This window comes from Mycobacterium sp. 360MFTsu5.1, from assembly GCF_000383495.1.
GTDB lineage: Bacteria > Actinomycetota > Actinomycetes > Mycobacteriales > Mycobacteriaceae > Mycobacterium > Mycobacterium mucogenicum_B.
On record NZ_KB911470.1, the window covers coordinates 290,262 to 306,237 of the forward strand.

The window sequence follows — 15,976 nt, forward strand, 5'->3', positions numbered from 1 at the left end:
GCTGTTCGAAGCTGTTTCGTCGCCGAGTTGAACTGATCTGGCCGATTCCCGGCCGAGAGCGGAGCGTCGCGATGACGCCTCAAACTGCGGCGTCGACTGTCGTCGCGCATGCCTCGCCTGAACGTGTTTGACCGCAAGGCAACTCGCTGGCTCAACGCAGTCACGAGGAAAACGCTAGAGATTGGATTTTCATCATGACCGTCCACGTCACGCGCGACGGCGGTGCAGTAGACGAATTCGCACGCTTCGCTGACCGCTACATCAAGCACACCGACGGTTCGCTTGAGATCGTCCGCTCCGGGTCTGCGCAGACCAACAAGTACGGTGCGGGGTCTTGGGTGGACGTGACCGGAGACGAGAAGCAGCCGCGGCATGTGCGTTTTCGCGAGTGGGTCGCTCGGTTGATCGCGCGTGTCGGTCGTAGTGCGGGCGCAGGAGATTGACCAGAAGAGTTCCGATCAGCGGAATTTCCTGAAACCAAAGTTCCGGTGACCGAAACCCGCAGTGCGCCCGGATGATCCGCCGAGCACTCTCCTAATCGAGAGCCGTTTCCGACAGGCTCATGAAGGAGATCACGGTGACAGCGGTAGTGAGCGGCGAGTTCGTGGATTTCGGTTCAGAGGAACTGTCCGACCTGCACGGTGCGTTGCGCGACCTACGGGCGCGCGCGCCGTACGCCGAGGCGCGTTTCCATGGCATGCCCGCGCTGATCATTCTCAGCGACGAGTTGGTCACCGACCTCTTCAAGGACGAGGAGACGTTCCCGGCCGCGGCGATGTACGGCATGACGACCGGCCCCGCCATGGGCAAGACGCTTCAGTGCATGGCCGGTAAAGAGCACCGCACCAACCGCGCCCTCGTCTCGCCGGCATTCCGTCGAGCACTCATCAAGACCTACAGTGCCGAACTGCTCGAACCGATCGCACAGGACCTCGTCGACCAGTTCGCCGGCAGGGGCCGGGCCGACCTGGTCACGGAGTTCACCCAGCAGTACCCGTTCCGGATCACCAACGAGCTGCTGGGTCTCCCGGTGGACGACTACGCGCTGTTCGCCAAGTGGGCCCACGACCTGTTCTTCTACCCGACGGATCCCGAAGCAGCGATGCGGGCCCGGGAGTCGTTCACGGACTACCTCCGGCCGCTGGTCGAGGACAAACGGCAGAACCCGTCCGACGACCTGTTGTCCAAGCTCGTCACCACCGAGGTCGATGGCGCCCGGCTGACCGACGAGGAGATCTATGCGTTTGTCCGGCTCCTGTTTCCGGCCGGGGTGGACACGACCTACTTGAGTCTCGGAAATACGTTGTGGGCGTTGCTTACCCACCCCGACGAGCTCGATCGAGTCCGGAACAATCCGGACGAGGCCAGATGGGCCGTGCAGGAGGGATTGCGCTGGGAGCCCGGGCCGTCGATCATTCCGCGCTTCGCAGCCACTGACGTGACGTGGCACGGCATCGACATTCCCGCGGGCACGTGGCTGCTGCTGGCCATCGCGGCGGCCAACCGGGACCCGGCCGTGTACGCAAACCCCGACGTCTTCGACACCAGCCGGCATGCCACCGCACAGTTGAGCTTCGGCACCGGGCCGCACGTGTGCCTCGGCCAGGCGCTGGCCACCACACAGATGGAGATCGCGGTGAAGGTGCTCCTTGATCGCCTGCCTGGCCTGCGGCTCGCCGATCCGTCCAGCGTCCAGATCGCCGGACGACTCGGCACGGAGCTGCGCGGCCCTGACCACTTGCAGGTCATCTTCGATCCGCAGTGACCTCCTTCAGTTGCCGGTGAGTGCGGTCAATGCGGCTGCGGTCGAACGTATTTGACGAAGGTATTCGTCACGCTCGGCGCGGCTCACCTGCGACCTCAGGCAGCCGATCTGCAATTCATAGACGGCATTGCCGCCGTGATCGAACACCGGTGCGGACAGGTAGCTGATCGACAGGTCGGCGTCGGAAGCCAGTTCCTCGGCGGTGTAAGGCCGGGCGCTCAATCTGCTGAGGAACTGGAACAACCGCTGTCTGAGGGCGCCGCTGCGGGGGTGCTCGGCCAGCAACCCGACGACCTCGCCCATGACCTCGAGAATCTCGAGTGCGACACCGTCGGCGCCGAACACCGCCACGCCACCGCGGCGGACCTGGTGCAGCAGCGCCTGCAGGACCGGTCGGTGTGCCGCCGGCGCGGTGTCGATCCAATCCTGTTGCGACTGCTTGTTGCGATAGGCCATGACCGAGACGCCCAGCGGCGCGGCCATCGGCAGCCGGACGCCGGTGTCCACGCCGGCGGGCACCTGGCCCGGCCCGGTGGCGATACCGACCATGGTCATTTCGTTCTGGTCGACAAGGGCGAGGGAGACGGCGCACCCGACACGGTCGGCGAGATCGGCCAGCACGTGGGAGAACGCCTGCGACGGGGTCAGCTGCGCCTGCACCGCGCCGGCGAGCCGCAGCAGACCGGGGCCCAGTCGGTAGCGCCGATCGACCTGCCGCGATACCCAGCCCGCCTTCGAAAGTGCCGACAGAATCGACGTCACCGTCGACCGGCTCAGTTCGAGGCGAGATGCCATGGCGGCCACCGATACCGGCTCCGCTTCGGTGGCGATGAACTCCAATACCGCCACGACGCGGTCGGTCGGCGGTGAATCGCCACGTGGAGTCGCGTCCGCCGCCGTCATAGGTGGTCCTCAACGGACCCAAGTGGCGATAAATGGCGCATATTCGTCACTTTATCAATTGCTCTGGCGATATACCGCCGTCTGCTCCAGGCTGGCATCACTTGACAGCAGGACATCGCAATTTCGGGAGCAACACACATGAGCGTCGAGGTCGAAAACTGCCCGCCCAGTGCAGTTCTCGGGCGGGCATCTCTGGTGCTCGGCACGTTTGACGGGCCCGGCCGGCAGAACTTCACCCAGATCGTCCGGCGTACGGGCCTCCCCAGGACATCCGTCCATCGCATCCTCGAGCATCTGGTCGAGCTCGGCTGGCTGCGACGAAGCGGGCGCGACTACGAACTCGGATTTCGGCTGGCCGAGCTGGGTTACCTTGCGATACATCAGGATCGGCTGCATCGTGCAGCCATGCCGTTCCTTTGGGACCTGCATCAGGCCACCGGTCACGCCGTGAATCTGGCCATCCTCGATGGACTCGATGTCGTGCATCTGGGTGCGGTCGGTGACCGGGCTGCGGTCACGGCTACGCCGTCGGCGGGCCGTCGTCATCCGGCGCATTCCTCGGCCATGGGGCGGGCGATGCTCGCGCACGCGCCGTCCGGGCGGCTGGCTGGGGTCGAAGCGGCGATATCGGGTGCGCTGCGTGAGGAGCTGGCGCTGGTGCGGGCTCGGGGGTTTGCGGAGGACCGAGACGAAACATCCACCGGGATAACGTGTTTGGCGGCTCCGATCGGGCGCGGAGCCGAGATCTGCGCCGCGGTATCGATAAGTGGAGCCTCCGGCCGGATGGTATCTGACCATCGGCTGGCGGCTCCGGTTCAGATGACGGCCGCGCGCATCTGGCGAGCGTATTCGGGCCGACCGGCCGGAGTGCGTCGATTGCAGGCAGTGCGTTGATCATCCGGCGGGCGAATATTGCTGGCGCAGTGGGTAGTTCCGCTCATTGGAATCGTAGCTGCGACAGTACGGCTCGGCATGGTCGCATGTGATGGGCCGGTGGCCGGCGACAATGTCCGCAACCTGCTTTCTCAATACGTATCAACGGATTCCGCTTAACCGGAACCTCAATGGAGAGGAATACGATGGGCGCTGCAGCGAATATCGGTCGCGTCGGAGGCCTGGCCATCGCGTTGGGCGTGGGCACTGCTGTCCTGACCGGACACGGTGTGGCCTGGGCCGACAGCGGTCCGGCCGGCCCGGGATCGAAGGCCGACACCAGTTCATCGACGGATGGCCATGCGAAGCCACCGGCCGCGTCGCCGAAGTCGAGTTCGTCGTCGGCGTCTGACGTCGACGCTTCCGCCGGCAAGACCTCGACGGGCTCCGGGCGCAAGGGTCGCGGCAAGTCGCCGAAGCCGGACTCCGGTACGTCGAAGACATCGGGCTCGTCTGCGTCATCTTCAGGTGGTGATTCGGCCGGCGTCGGCGGACCGGCTGGCGAGAGCTCGCTCTCGTCGTCCGCCGGCGGCGCGGCCCGTCGTCGGTCGGTGACGGCTCCCCGGTCGGCGCGGCTCCGCGGAACAAGAACAAGTCGTCCGCCAAGTTGCAGTCGAAATCTGTTGCTGTGCAACAGTCATCGTCGTCAAGTGTCGCTTCTGGATCGGCGCCCGCGGCGGCCGGCTCGGTGCCGGCGGTGACGTCTGCCGTGAGCAGCGTCGTGACCAGATCAGCACCCGTCAGCGCGGTGGCGGTGGCGGCATCTGCCGCCACTCAGACTCTGAGTGCTTCGACGTTGTCGTCGCCGGCGCCGGCATCGGCAACTGTTGCGGTCGTGCCTGTGGCCGCGGTGGCGGCGAGCTCACCTGCGCAGTTCATTTCGTCGGCGGCGTCCAGCTTGACGTCGGCCGTCTCCAGCTTGTTGGCGCCGTTCGCCGGCCATTCGCCGACCGCGCCCGCGCGGCCCGGCTCGTTGGAAGGATTCCTCTCGTTGGTGCGGCGCGAGCTGAATTCGTTGTTCAACAACAAAGCGCCGAAGCTCACCTACAACGCAGCGCAAACCACGCAGTTGAACGGAGCCATCTTCGGTAGCGTCGGCGCGACCGACCCCAACGGTGACCAGATCAAGCTCTCGGTGTCCAAAGGGCCGAGCAACGGCACCGTGACGCTGCAGCAGGACGGAACGTTCACCTACATCCCGAATCCACAGACGTTGGTCTCGGGCGGAACGGACAGCTTCACGGTCAAGGCGAGCGACCTCAAGGGCGACCCACTGGGGCTCAATGTGATGAACCCCGGACCGCACACCAGCACCATCGTGGTCAACGTCACCACGGTGGCCGAGACCGGTCCGCTGGTGACCCCAGAGCAAATCAGCACCCAGCAGCGAGCCATGCTGATCGCGCACTCTGCGGCGATGGACCCGGTCAAGGCCGCGCTCGCGGCCAAGTGGCTGGCGACGCAGCAGGTGACGTTTGCGGATGCCGGTGGGGTCGATGCGGAAAACTTGGCCCGCCTCGATGACGCAGTAGGCGAATACGCGATGTTTGCGTCCATGGCGGCGGTGAATATCGCCGACATGACGGCAGGCCATCCGGCGTTCATCTGGATCGCCACACCGCCGCACACCTTCGACGGGCAGCCGGCCGATGGCACTCGAATCCTCTACGACAACCCCAATACCGCCTACCGGATCGCCTATGTCAACCCCGCAAGTTCCTATGTGATCACCGGCAAGGTGAACGACAAGATGCCGGCCTCCGTCAATATCACGGTGCAGGTGGGTCAGGCTGGCGCGTCGACGTCGGTCATCACACAGGACACTCTGCAAGTCAATCCCGACGGGACTTTCACGATTACGGCGAGTAACGATGCGAGCAAGATCGGGCAGCCCAACTTCCTTTACCTTGGCCCGGGCACGCAGTCGATTTTCGCGCGCAACGCGTTCATGGACTGGAACACCGAGCAGGCGTTGACGCTGTCGATCGAGCAGGTCTCAGGACCGACCTCGGTACTTCCTCCGGCCGCAGTGACCGGAATAGCGCTCCAGGTGATGCAAGCGGGAATCAACACCACGACAGACGCCTGGTTCCCGCTTGCGGCGAAGGCTCCCGTCAACCAGTTGCCCGCACCCGCGGGCCAGGGTTCGGTCACAAACCCCACCCAAATGCAGAGCATCGGGCACTTTCAGCTGGCCGATGACCAGGCACTGGTGATCACGGTCCACCCGGGTTCTGCCGGGTACTTCACCATTCCGATCACCGACGACTGGACCGTCTCACCCGATTACCTGAGCACGCCCGCCAGCCTCACCGACGCCCAGGCCATCGCCAACCCCGACGGGACGTACACGTTCGTCGTGTCGCCGACGGATCCCGGGGTGGCGAACTGGGTGTCGACGGGCGGCTTGAACCAAGGCACCATCTACGGCCGATTCCAGAATCTCGACCCGAACTCGACTGATAAACCCACCTTGTCCACGCAAGTTGTCACGCTGGACCAGCTGAAGACCGTGCTGCCTAAGACCACGGTCTACGTCACCGAGGCGCAGCGCGCCCAGCAGATCGCTGAGCGGCAGAGCGGATACACCCTCCGGACCGCGCCCTACGTGTCGATCGGTGGCACGACGGCAGTCTGAGGCTTGACGGCGGCGGTGACGTTCCACGGGAACGTCACCGCCGCCACAGGTTTCGGAGTCTGCGGGGCTAGGCGTCGACCAGCACGTCGGTCAGTCGCATCGTGATGGTCGCCCGCCGCGAGGCCAGCTGCCGCGCTGAGCGCTGAATCTCCGCAGTCTGCGCGGTCCGGACGGCCTGGTAGCGCTGGAGTGCCGCGGCGACATCACCGTCCTGAGCATCGGTCAGCTGACGTGCGAGCTCGGCACCGTCCTGGATCGCCTGATTGGCGCCCTGCCCGCCGAACGGCGTCATCGGGTGTGCGGCATCACCGAGCAGCGCGACGCGCGCGGTAGTCCAGCGCGCGATGGGGTCCCGGTCGTAGACCGGGTGCATGTACACCGGACCGGTGGCGCCGCGGATCAGCTGACCCACAACGGTCTCGAAATCGTCGAATTGCCTTGCCAGCGCAGCCAAATCCGCACGCGCCGACCACAGGTGCAGCGGTGGTTCGTCGATACCGAGCGTCGCGTCGACCGCTACCTGCCGGCCCGCGCGCACCGGCATCGCGATGACGTGTTTGGCGTAGTCGGCCGAATGCCACGAGCGCAACCGGTTGTTCGGGCGGGCGCCCAGGCAGTCGACGGGGCTGACGGCGCGGAAGATCACCGAACCGCAGTAGTTGATCGAGTCATCGCTGAAAAGCCCACGCACAGTGGACCGCAGCCCGTCGGCGCCGATCACCAACTGCGTCCGGATGACGGCGCCGTCGGCGAACGTGAGATCGACGTGATCGTCATGCTCGACGAGACCGGTCAGCTGGTGGCGCAGCCGAACTCGGTCCCTGCCGAGATGCGCCACCATCAGGGCATGCAGGTCGGCGCGGTGGACGGTGCGCGGCGACAACTCGGCGTCGGCATATCCGAACCGGCCGTGTTCCGAACCGATTTCCGGGATTGCCGCGTAGTCGGCGACGGACTCGACGTGACCGGCCTGGTCGTGCGTCTCGAAATAGCGCGTCGCAGAAGAGATCCGGTTGAACTGCTCGAGCATGCCCCATTCGCCGAACAGTCGTAGCGTCGGTGGTGAGATGCCGAGCGGGCCGCCGACCTCGCCGAGCTCGCGGGTCTTGTCCACCACGATGGCGTGGTGGCCGCCTTGCTGTAATGCGATCGCCGCGGCGAGTCCGCCGAGTCCGGCGCCGACGATGACGACGGGTGCAGTGATGAGGTCTGACACGGTGATGCCTTTCTAAAGATGGGGGAAGCGCGCCAGGCCCTCGGCGTCGAGCGCGAGGCGGGGCACGGTATCCGGTCGGTGGCTGACAACGGTGCGCACGTTGCCGATCGGCAGCCACAGCCCCTCGTGGATGATGTGGGGCTGGATGCCGTGCACCAGCTTTCGGCGCTCGGCGGGTTCGGGGCAGTGCAACTGCGCGTCGAGCAGATCGTCGAGCCGATCACGTTCCACGCGGCACATCGCGTTGCGTTGATCGACCGCGAACTGATACCGCAATGCATCGGGATCGATTGCCGTGTAATAGAAGAACCGGAAATCGTAGGCCCCCGTCTGCTGCCGCGACCGGAGCTCGCCGAAGTCGACGTCGTGCAGCACCAGCTCGACACCATGGTCCGCCCATTGGTCGGCAACCGCGGACAACAGTTCGGCGTCGACGGGGGAGAACGAGCTGTTGAACACCACCTCGAACCGCAACCCGTCGGCGGCGGCCGCATCGAGCAACCGGTGTGCCGCTGCCGGTTCGTGCCGCAACTGGGCCGAGCAGTCGAGGTAGTGCAGCGTGGTCGGCGTAAGCACCGAGCCGGCCACGGTGTAGCCGCACGACTCCAGGATCGGGCGCAGTCGCTCCCGATCGATCAGCAGAGACAGCGCGCGCCGGATCCGGGCATCGGCAAGGGGACCGCGGGATGCGTTGGGGCACAGACCGTAACTGATCCCCGGGTTGTGGATATCGGCCGTCGCGAAGCCGTCCGTGCTACCGGCGCGCACCGCGGCGGATCCGTCGTCGTGCGCGTCGAACAGCAGACGATGCCTGCCATCGGCGAGGCACCCCGACTCCGCGGGCACCCACGAGCCGGTGCCGAGCCGCATGTCGCCGGTAGCCGGCTTGCTGACCGCCAAGTTCACACCCGCGAGGCTGTGCAGGAACGCGGCGTTGTGCCGCTCGAACCGGAAGATGACCGTCTCGCCGAGCGATTCCACGGCTGACAGTCCGGTGAGGGCGGCAACCGCCGACGGTAGGGGAGTGACATCCGCAAGGTCAGTCATGATGTCGCGGAAGCTGTTTCGGACCGAGTCTGCGGTGAGCGGCGTGCCGTCAGAGAAGTGCCGTCCGGGCGGGATGGTCAGCTCCACGGTGCGCGGATCGGGGCGACGCCACGCCGACGCCAGCCACGGCCTCAGCTGGGTGGTCACCGGGTCGATGTCGACGAGGCTCTCGAACACCTGTCGCACATAGGTTTTCGAGATTCCGTTGTAGGCCAGGCGCGGGTCCATGGTGAGCTGTCCGGGTGGCCAGGCGAAAGTGATATCGCGCATCAGTGTTCGACCTCCACACGAGTGGTGACGGCCGGCCGTGCCGCGACGGACGCGATGACGCCGGCGACGGCGATCAACACCCCGGCGAAGACGAACAGGCGGTGCGGGTCCGCGAAACCGCCGATTGCCGTCGCCCCGACTGACACGCCGATGGCCGCTCCCAACGCCCGCAGGTAGTGATACACCGCGGAATCGAACGTCACCCGGCCGGAACTCGTCAGCACGTTGGTGGCCAGTGAACTCCACAGGAAGCCCATGGCGCCGCCCATCACGGTGGCACTGATCAGCGACGAACCCACATGGTCGCCGCTCACCGCGACCCAGCAACCGGCCAGTGCCAGGCACGCCGCACCGTAAGCCACCAACCGAGTGTTCTTTGCCGCATCGCCGGGGCGGCCGAACCTCGAGATCGGCAACAGGCCCGCGACCACCGCCATGGGCAAGAGAACGAGCGCGGCCCGGTAGGAGCTGAACGACTGCACCCGTTGCAGGACGTAGATCACCACCAAGGTGAAGACGTTGGTCGCGATGCCGGCCACGAAGACGATCAGGAAGCTGCGGTACAGAATCGGCCGGCGGGCTCCGTCTCCGGCCGACGATCGGCAGGCGCCGATGACCGCGACGCCCAGCGCCGTCGCCAGCAGGCTCAACAGGGCTTTGGTCGTCAGCTCGGTGGTGGTCCCGGCGACGAGGAAGATGACGACCTGCGCCAGCCCGAAACCAACGATCAAACCCGCACCCCGGTGCGAGCTCTCGGGCACAGTGTCGGCCTCGGGTACCTGCGCCCGCGCGCCCCACGCCAGTAGCGGAATCGACACGACCGTCGTCAGCACCGTCTCGTACGGGAAGGCCCGCCACCCCCACGCGTCGTTGAGCACGGCGGTGATCAGCGGTGAACACAGCGCTGACGCCGACACCACGAGCCCCCAGGTGCCGAGGAACGCGGTGTGGTGATCGGGATAGAACTGCTGTCGCGCGATCCGGAACAGCTGCGGTGCCAGCACGGCCGACGCCGCGCCCTGCAGGAACCGGACCACGATGAGCACCCAGAACGACGGGCTGAGGCTCGCGGCGATGCCGAGTACCGCGAGCGCTGCCGAACTGACGTAGAACGTGGTGATCGGACGGCAGCGGTGCAGCAGCAGACCGGCTGGCAGCAGGGTCGCACAGAACCCAGCCAGGAAGGCCACGCCGACGTTCGCGGCCAGGCCATAGGGCAGGTGGAAGAAGTCCGCGATCGACGCGTTCAAGAGAACGGTCGCGGACGAGTTCGAATAGAGGGTGTACTCAGCGAGGTACAGCGACGCCGCAACGGCGTAGAGAGATGGTTTCATTTTTCATCACGGGAACTGGAGGTGTGAACGTTCGGGCAGCGAGAATCAGCGCGCGAATTTGTTCAGGGGCGCCAGGCGGGCGCGGTTCCAGATCGAGGAGAGAAACGACGGGGTGCACGACGAGTGCGCCCGCACCGTGGGTGCGGGAGCCTGGTCAGAATGCGCACCCACGCCGGCGACTATACCGGTCAGCGCGGTGAGCACCCTGGGCTCCGGCAGGCGGAATCTAGCGTTTGAGGTTTGCCGGAAGCGTGCTCCGGTGGCGTATGTGAGCGGTGCGCTGATTGCTGCGTGATGAATATTTGCTGGTCAGGCGTTTGTCTTACTTTCCTGCCTGCGGGTAAGATGCGGAGATGCTGTTTCGCCACGTACCTCGCTCGATCGTTGCTGGCGCTGTCGCTCTGCTCACGGTGGCGGGCCCACTCGTCATCGCTGGTGTGGCGCCGGTGGCCGCTGCCGATGACTGCCCCGACGCCGAAGTCATCTTCGCGCGTGGCACCGACGAGCCGGCAGGTATGGGCCGGGTCGGGGATGCGCTTGTCGATGCGCTGCGCAAGCAGGCCGGCGGCTTGACCATCAGGTCGTATGCGGTGGACTACAAGGCCACCATCACGCAGCGGCACAGTGGCGAGGGGGCCAAGGACGCGATCGCTCACATCAAGTCCACGGCGTCGGCTTGCCCCAATACCAAGATCGTTCTGGGTGGCTACTCGCAAGGCGCGAGCGTCGTCAACATCGTGGCCGGCTTCTCCGGTATCAACTGGGGTGATCCGTTGCCGCCCGAGTACAACAAGAACATCGCGGCCGTCGCTACTTTCGGCAACCAGGCAGACCGCACCGACGGAGCGCCACCGACCCAGAACTCACCGCTGAGTCCCAAAGCGATCGACCTCTGTAATCCCGCCGACCCGATCTGTCACTCGGGTGCGGGCAACTCTTGGAGTGGACACACGCAGGGTTATGTCCCCGCTTACACGGACCAGGCAGCGGCTTTCGTAATGTCGAAGCTCCTTGCCGGCTCGCATCTGACACCGCCCGGGTACGGCTCGCAGTTCCCGGCGTATGGCCCGCAGCCCGGTCCCAATCCTCAGATGGGCTACGGCGCATTGCCCGGGCCTCCGCAGACGTACAGCACGCCACCCGGGCCGCAGGCCGGCTACGGTTTGCAGCCTCCCAGTTCGGTTCCGTCGACCTCCACGCCGACATCGCCGACTCCCGGACCCGCTTTGTCGTAGCACGGCCCTCGGGTGCAATAGTCCGTGCGCACACCAGTTTTCGCGGTTTCGACGACCCCGGCGCTCGGCGTCATGAGCACCACGATGGCGCATTCGGTTGCAAGCGGCAGGTTTTCGTACAACACATTGGCGCGCAGGCGGCCTCGACGGGCATGAGAACCCGATCGTCCCGCGCAAGCCCGTCGCGCCAGAATTACTGGGGAACAACAGGTCTAGCGTGCGGCGGCATTGACGCGGTCGTGATAAAACCAACGAAAGTCGTTCCGCGGTAAGCATGGCAAAGTCCTGAATAATTGCTGTACGTCACGCAACACGCGGCGTACGCTTTTTCCAGCTGCGCCGGGTGCGGCCTGCCTCGGCGCAGTGCGAACTTCGGGAGCAACCATGTTGGCCCAGGGATTTGACGTCGTCATCGTCGGCGCTCGGTGTGCCGGCTCGCCGTTGGCCGCGATGCTGGCGCGGCAGGGCGTGAACGTTGCGGTAGTCGAACGTGCGACGTTTCCGCGGGACACCCTGTCGACCCACATCTTCGAGACGGACGGCTTGGCGTTCCTCGATCGGCTCGGTGTGACGGACCAGCTCCGCGCCACCGGTGCACCATTCATGAAGCGGTCCAACTCTCGCGCTGACTCTTTCCAGTTCAACGCGCCGTGGCCGCTCCGCAGCGGCGACATCGGCGGCGGCGCATCGGTCCGGCGCACGGTGCTCGACCCGATACTGGCCGGCGCCGCCGAGGAGGCCGGCGCCGAGGTCCGGATGGCGACTGAGGTAACCGGAATGATCTGGGAAGGCAGCCGGGTCACCGGGGTACAGGTAAAAACGCACGGCCGGGAGGAGGAACTGCGGGCGCGGCTGGTCGTCGGCGCCGACGGGCGTAACTCCACTGTCGGAAATCTCGTGGCAGCGCGCAAATACAACGTGGTCCCCGGCCAGCGGTTCGCCTACTGGGCGTTTTTCGGTGGCGCGCACATGCCGGCCGAGCCGTCCAACGTTTTTCACCGGTGGGACGACAAGTTCGTGATTGCCGCGCCGTGCGACGAGGGCCTGTACCAAGTGATCGTCGTCCCCGAATTTTCTCAGCTCCAGCGATACCGCGCCGACCTTGATGGCAGTTTCATGGCCGACGCACTGACCTGCGAGCCGGTGGCGGAGGCGCTGGCGGGCGCGCAGCGGGTGAGCAAGTACTTCGGGATGTTGCACTGGACCGGCTTCTTCCGAGATCCGTCGGGGCCAGGCTGGGCGCTCGTCGGCGATGCCGGCCACTTCAAGGACCCGTCGGCAGGGCGGGGGATCAGCGACGCGTTCTCTCAAGTCGATGCGCTGGTACCGGCGGTGGTCGAGGGCCTGGGTGGCTCGCCGGAAGCGCAGGATGCGGCGCTGGCGCGCTGGGGCCGGTGGCGCGATCACGAGTTTTCCGATCATTACTGGTTCGCCAACGATCTCGGCAAGTCCGGTGCGGTTCCGACGGTGTTCGCGCAGATGGTCGCGGACCTGCACGCCAGGGGGGAAATCGGGCGGTTCCTCGATCTGTTCAACCACCGCGAAAGGCCGTCGCAGGTGTTGAGTGCGTCGCGCTTGTTCGGCTCGGCAGGCCGGCTCCTGCGGCATCAACATCAGGGCAGGCGTGCCCTGCTGAACGAGGTACGCACGCTGGTCGGCGAGAATGCGCGTCACCAGTTCCTCAACCACCGCCACGCGTACATCACGGCGGCAGAAGCGATGAAACCTGCTGGGGCAACTGAAGTCGATGAGAGCAGCGTGGCCTGAACGGCGTCAGTTCACCACATACGACGTCATCGACAGCGACCCGTAGGTATAGCCGTCGACGAGCACGTGCGCGGGCGTGTCGGCGGCGGCGCACAACCCGGCGAAATAGAGCATCGGGATGAAATGATCCGGCGTCGGCGCGGCGGCGGCGAAGTCGGGATGTTCCCGTAGCCGCAGAATGTCGGCCGGTGCCGCGGTCAGCAGATCGGCTGCCGCGTCGTCAAACCTTGTGGCCCAATCGAATCCGCTGTCGGGAAGCCGCGCGTTCATGGCGCGCAGGTTGTGCACGATATTGCCGCTGCCGACGATCAGCACTCCGCGGCTGCGTAATTCGGCCAGTTGCGCGCCGAGCGCGACGTGTTCCTCCAGCGGTTTCTCGGCGTTGATCGACAATTGCACCACCGGGATCGAGGCATCCGGGAAGGCGTGTACCAACACCGACCACGTGCCGTGGTCGATGCCCCAGCTGTCCCGGTCAGAACCGATCCACGTCGGTTTGATGGTTTCGGCGATCTCGTCGGCCAGCTCGGGCAGTCCGGGTGCGGGGTACTGCATGTCGAACAACTCCTGCGGGAAGCCGTAGAAGTCGTGGATGGTGCGGGGATGGGCCATGGCGGTGACCGCGGTGGCGTTGATGTACCAGTGCGCACTGACCACCAGGATCGCCCGCGGCCGTGGCACCGACTGGCCGAACTCCGTCCACGCGGCCGTGTACTGGTTGCGTTCCACGGCGTTCATCGGGCTGCCGTGGCCGATGAACGCGGTGGGCATGATGGTGGGCAGTTCAGCTGATCCGGTCATTACGTGCAACGCTACCGGGATTGCGCTCCGGTCGCCGCTACGGCAGCGGCTCGCCCTGCACGCCGGCCGAAGAATGAACCGGCACCCAGCTGGGTGCCGCTGGAGTACCCCTTGGCGTCCTGCGCGATGGTGGAGGCGCAGGCGCCGGCGGCGTAGAGGCCGGCAATGGCAGTGCCGTCGTCGCGAAGTACCTCACCGTCGACGGAGATCGCCAGGCCGCCGAGGGTGAAACCGCTGTAGAACGCCTTGCCCAGACTCAAGTCGAATGCGGCCCACGGGCCGACGTCCTGGGGCTCCAGATACGTTGCCGCCTTGTGGAAATCGGGGTCCTCGCCCCGTGCCGCGTTCGCGTTGTACCTGTCGAGTGAGGACTGCAACCGCCCGGCCGGTATGCCGAGGGCCGCTTCCATCTCGGCGACATCTTCCCACCCATCGATCAACTGAACCAACGGCATCGTCGGCATCTCGACATGTCGGGAATCGACGACGAGGTACGCGACACTGTCCGGCTGTTCGAGGGCGAAGGCGGAAGTTCGTGCGTGATAAGAGTCTTCGGCGACGAACCGGTCTCCGTTGCGATTAACGATGAGGCCGGTGAGCAGTGTGGCAGGCGGATATACCGGCGCGGTCATGAACGCCTGATCCAGGTATTTGGTCGCGGCGCCGACCGATTGGCCCATGCGGATACCGCTGCCGTCGTCGTAGGTGCTGCCCAGCGCGAAAACGCGATCATCGGCCAGTCGGGGAACATGCCGCGCCAGCATCTCGCGGTTCATCACGAAGCCACCGGTGGCCAGGACGACGGACTTCGCCCGTACGGCGCCCGTCTCGCCGAAGTGCTTCCACGTTGCGCCGACGACTCGGTCGTCATCAATGACGAGTGCGGATACACCTGTCTCGTAACGGATTTCCGCGCCGAGCTCGCCCAGTCGCTCGACGAGAAGCTTGACCACCATGCCCGCGCCGCCGGTATCGCCGGGTACCGGGACCTTGTGGCCCCGCGGCGCCGGAACCGCCTGCTCGCGGAACGGCCACACCTGCTCGTTGCCGGTGTACATCAAGCCCTGTGTCTCCGGCTGAATGACGGCCTTGTGCGGGTAGTAACTGCGCTCGAACTCGAAGCCCAGGGCCTCCAGCCATCGGAGATGTTCGGCGCTGCCTTCACAGTAGGCGTTGATCAGTTCCGGCACAGGGTCTTTCGAGACCGCGGTCAGATATGCGGCCATCTGAGCGGCAGAGTCCTCCTGACTGGTGGCCTCCTGAACCGCGGTGCCACCGCCCAGGTAGAAGTGGCCGCCGGCCATCGCGGTGGTGCCGCCGGCCACCGCGGCACGTTCGAGCACGAGTACGCGGGCGCCCGACGCGGCTGCTTCGACCGCTGCGCATCCGCCTGCCATGCCGAGCCCGACAACCAGGACATCGACCTCGTCAGAGAACGACGAAACACTGTGTGCTGATACGGTTTCCGGGGTCATCAGGCGACCTTCGCGGCCGTCTTGATGTGCTCGAACATCGCGCGAATCTCGGGGCTGAACTTGCCGAGTTCGATATATGGCACCCCGGCCGAGGCTCCGTCCATATACGCGAAACGCATCAACCCGCCGGACATCTCACCTTCCTGCACGATCGGCAGACCTTGCTCCTGCGCCGATGCCACGGCGGCGTCGAAATCGCCTGGCTCGAAACACACGTGGTGCAGGCCCGGGCCGCTGCGAGCCAGGAATTCGGTGTAGATGCTGTCGCCGCGCACCGGTTGGATCAGCTCCAACTGCATGTCGCCCGAATAGGACAAGGAGATGTGGGCCGTGAAGTCGGCGGGCTCGCCGTGCAGGCGGCAGGTCTGCGGCCCGAACTCGATGTTGGGCATCCGGACCCATCCGCCGACGCCGAACTGCTTGCTCAACAGCTGTTCGGTGGCCTCGATGTCCTCAGTGACCCAGGCGATTTGGCAGATCGGTCCATACGCGACGGTCATGGGATTCCTTCCGAGGGGCCTGCTGCGTGACGGTACGAATCACTTCAAACTAAGCGTGTCCGCTTAATTGGTCAAGCATTGGTGATTGCAAT

At 65.6% G+C, this 15,976-nt stretch carries 15 protein-coding genes; 6 read left to right on the forward strand and 9 right to left on the reverse strand.

Translation table 11 applies throughout. From position 1 onward, the window contains the following. Positions 1-194 precede the first annotated feature (194 nt). Entirely contained in the window at positions 195-443 is a 249-nt protein-coding gene (locus tag H289_RS31080; protein ID WP_020103055.1) for a hypothetical protein, read from the forward strand. 134 nt (positions 444-577) lie between these two features. Then, positions 578-1,765: a cytochrome P450 gene (locus tag H289_RS0122325; RefSeq protein ID WP_231388101.1), complete on the forward strand. Its 1,188-nt coding sequence runs from the start codon at positions 578-580 to the stop codon at positions 1,763-1,765. A gap of 6 nt (positions 1,766-1,771) precedes the next feature. Here H289_RS0122325 and H289_RS0122330 read toward each other — a convergent pair whose 3' ends face one another. After that, entirely contained in the window at positions 1,772-2,668 is an 897-nt protein-coding gene (locus H289_RS0122330; RefSeq protein WP_020103057.1) for an IclR family transcriptional regulator, read from the reverse strand. A gap of 138 nt (positions 2,669-2,806) precedes the next feature. On the opposite strand from H289_RS0122330, the gene H289_RS32605 reads away from it, so the two are divergent. After that, positions 2,807-3,562, forward strand: coding sequence for an IclR family transcriptional regulator (locus H289_RS32605; RefSeq protein ID WP_081633499.1), 756 nt, complete (start codon positions 2,807-2,809; stop codon positions 3,560-3,562). A gap of 813 nt (positions 3,563-4,375) precedes the next feature. Here the strand turns inward: H289_RS32605 and H289_RS0122340 are convergent. Further along, positions 4,376-4,630, reverse strand: coding sequence for a hypothetical protein (locus H289_RS0122340; RefSeq protein ID WP_155944223.1), 255 nt, complete (start codon positions 4,628-4,630; stop codon positions 4,376-4,378). On the opposite strand from H289_RS0122340, the gene H289_RS31085 reads away from it, so the two are divergent. Beyond that, positions 4,617-6,239: an Ig-like domain-containing protein gene (locus H289_RS31085; RefSeq protein WP_155944224.1), complete on the forward strand. Its 1,623-nt coding sequence runs from the start codon at positions 4,617-4,619 to the stop codon at positions 6,237-6,239. The two genes, H289_RS0122340 and H289_RS31085, sit on opposite strands and share 14 nt — an antisense overlap. Positions 6,240-6,306: 67 nt before the next feature. Here the strand turns inward: H289_RS31085 and H289_RS0122350 are convergent, their stop codons facing one another. The 4 genes from H289_RS0122350 to H289_RS33920 are packed head-to-tail and all read right to left on the reverse strand — an operon-like array spanning position 6,307 to position 10,277. Next, entirely contained in the window at positions 6,307-7,455 is a 1,149-nt protein-coding gene (locus tag H289_RS0122350; protein ID WP_020103060.1) for an FAD-dependent oxidoreductase, read from the reverse strand. Between the two features lie 12 nt (positions 7,456-7,467). Continuing rightward, positions 7,468-8,772 carry an ABC transporter substrate-binding protein gene (locus H289_RS0122355; RefSeq protein ID WP_020103061.1) on the reverse strand — a complete coding sequence of 435 codons (1,305 nt, stop codon included), beginning with the start codon at positions 8,770-8,772 and terminating at the stop codon, positions 7,468-7,470. Then, positions 8,772-10,106, reverse strand: coding sequence for an MFS transporter (locus H289_RS0122360; RefSeq protein ID WP_020103062.1), 1,335 nt, complete (start codon positions 10,104-10,106; stop codon positions 8,772-8,774). Before H289_RS0122360 ends, H289_RS0122355 begins: the two co-directional genes overlap by 1 nt. 45 nt (positions 10,107-10,151) lie before the next feature. Continuing rightward, the gene (locus H289_RS33920) at positions 10,152-10,277 is read right to left on the reverse strand and encodes a hypothetical protein (RefSeq protein WP_263863790.1); all 126 of its coding nucleotides are present in this window, start codon (positions 10,275-10,277) and stop codon (positions 10,152-10,154) included. 182 nt (positions 10,278-10,459) lie between these two features. Between H289_RS33920 and H289_RS0122365 the strand changes: the two genes are divergently transcribed. Beyond that, positions 10,460-11,341: a cutinase family protein gene (locus tag H289_RS0122365; RefSeq protein WP_020103063.1), complete on the forward strand. Its 882-nt coding sequence runs from the start codon at positions 10,460-10,462 to the stop codon at positions 11,339-11,341. Between the two features lie 384 nt (positions 11,342-11,725). After that, positions 11,726-13,108 (forward strand): FAD-dependent oxidoreductase, encoded by a 1,383-nt coding sequence (locus H289_RS31090; protein WP_020103064.1) that lies wholly within the window; start codon positions 11,726-11,728, stop codon positions 13,106-13,108. 6 nt (positions 13,109-13,114) lie between these two features. On the opposite strand, the gene ygiD is transcribed toward H289_RS31090, so the two are convergent. Genes ygiD through H289_RS0122385 form a run of 3 tightly spaced genes read right to left on the reverse strand, consistent with a single transcriptional unit; the run spans position 13,115 to position 15,884 of the window. Further along, positions 13,115-13,879, reverse strand: coding sequence for a 4,5-DOPA-extradiol-dioxygenase (gene ygiD / locus H289_RS0122375; protein WP_036421181.1), 765 nt, complete (start codon positions 13,877-13,879; stop codon positions 13,115-13,117). A gap of 41 nt (positions 13,880-13,920) precedes the next feature. After that, positions 13,921-15,384, reverse strand: coding sequence for an FAD-binding protein (locus tag H289_RS0122380; RefSeq protein WP_020103066.1), 1,464 nt, complete (start codon positions 15,382-15,384; stop codon positions 13,921-13,923). After that, the gene (locus tag H289_RS0122385; protein WP_020103067.1) at positions 15,384-15,884 is read right to left on the reverse strand and encodes a VOC family protein; all 501 of its coding nucleotides are present in this window, start codon (positions 15,882-15,884) and stop codon (positions 15,384-15,386) included. The genes H289_RS0122380 and H289_RS0122385 overlap by 1 nt, the downstream gene beginning before the upstream one ends. Between the last annotated feature and the right edge of the window lie 92 nt (positions 15,885-15,976).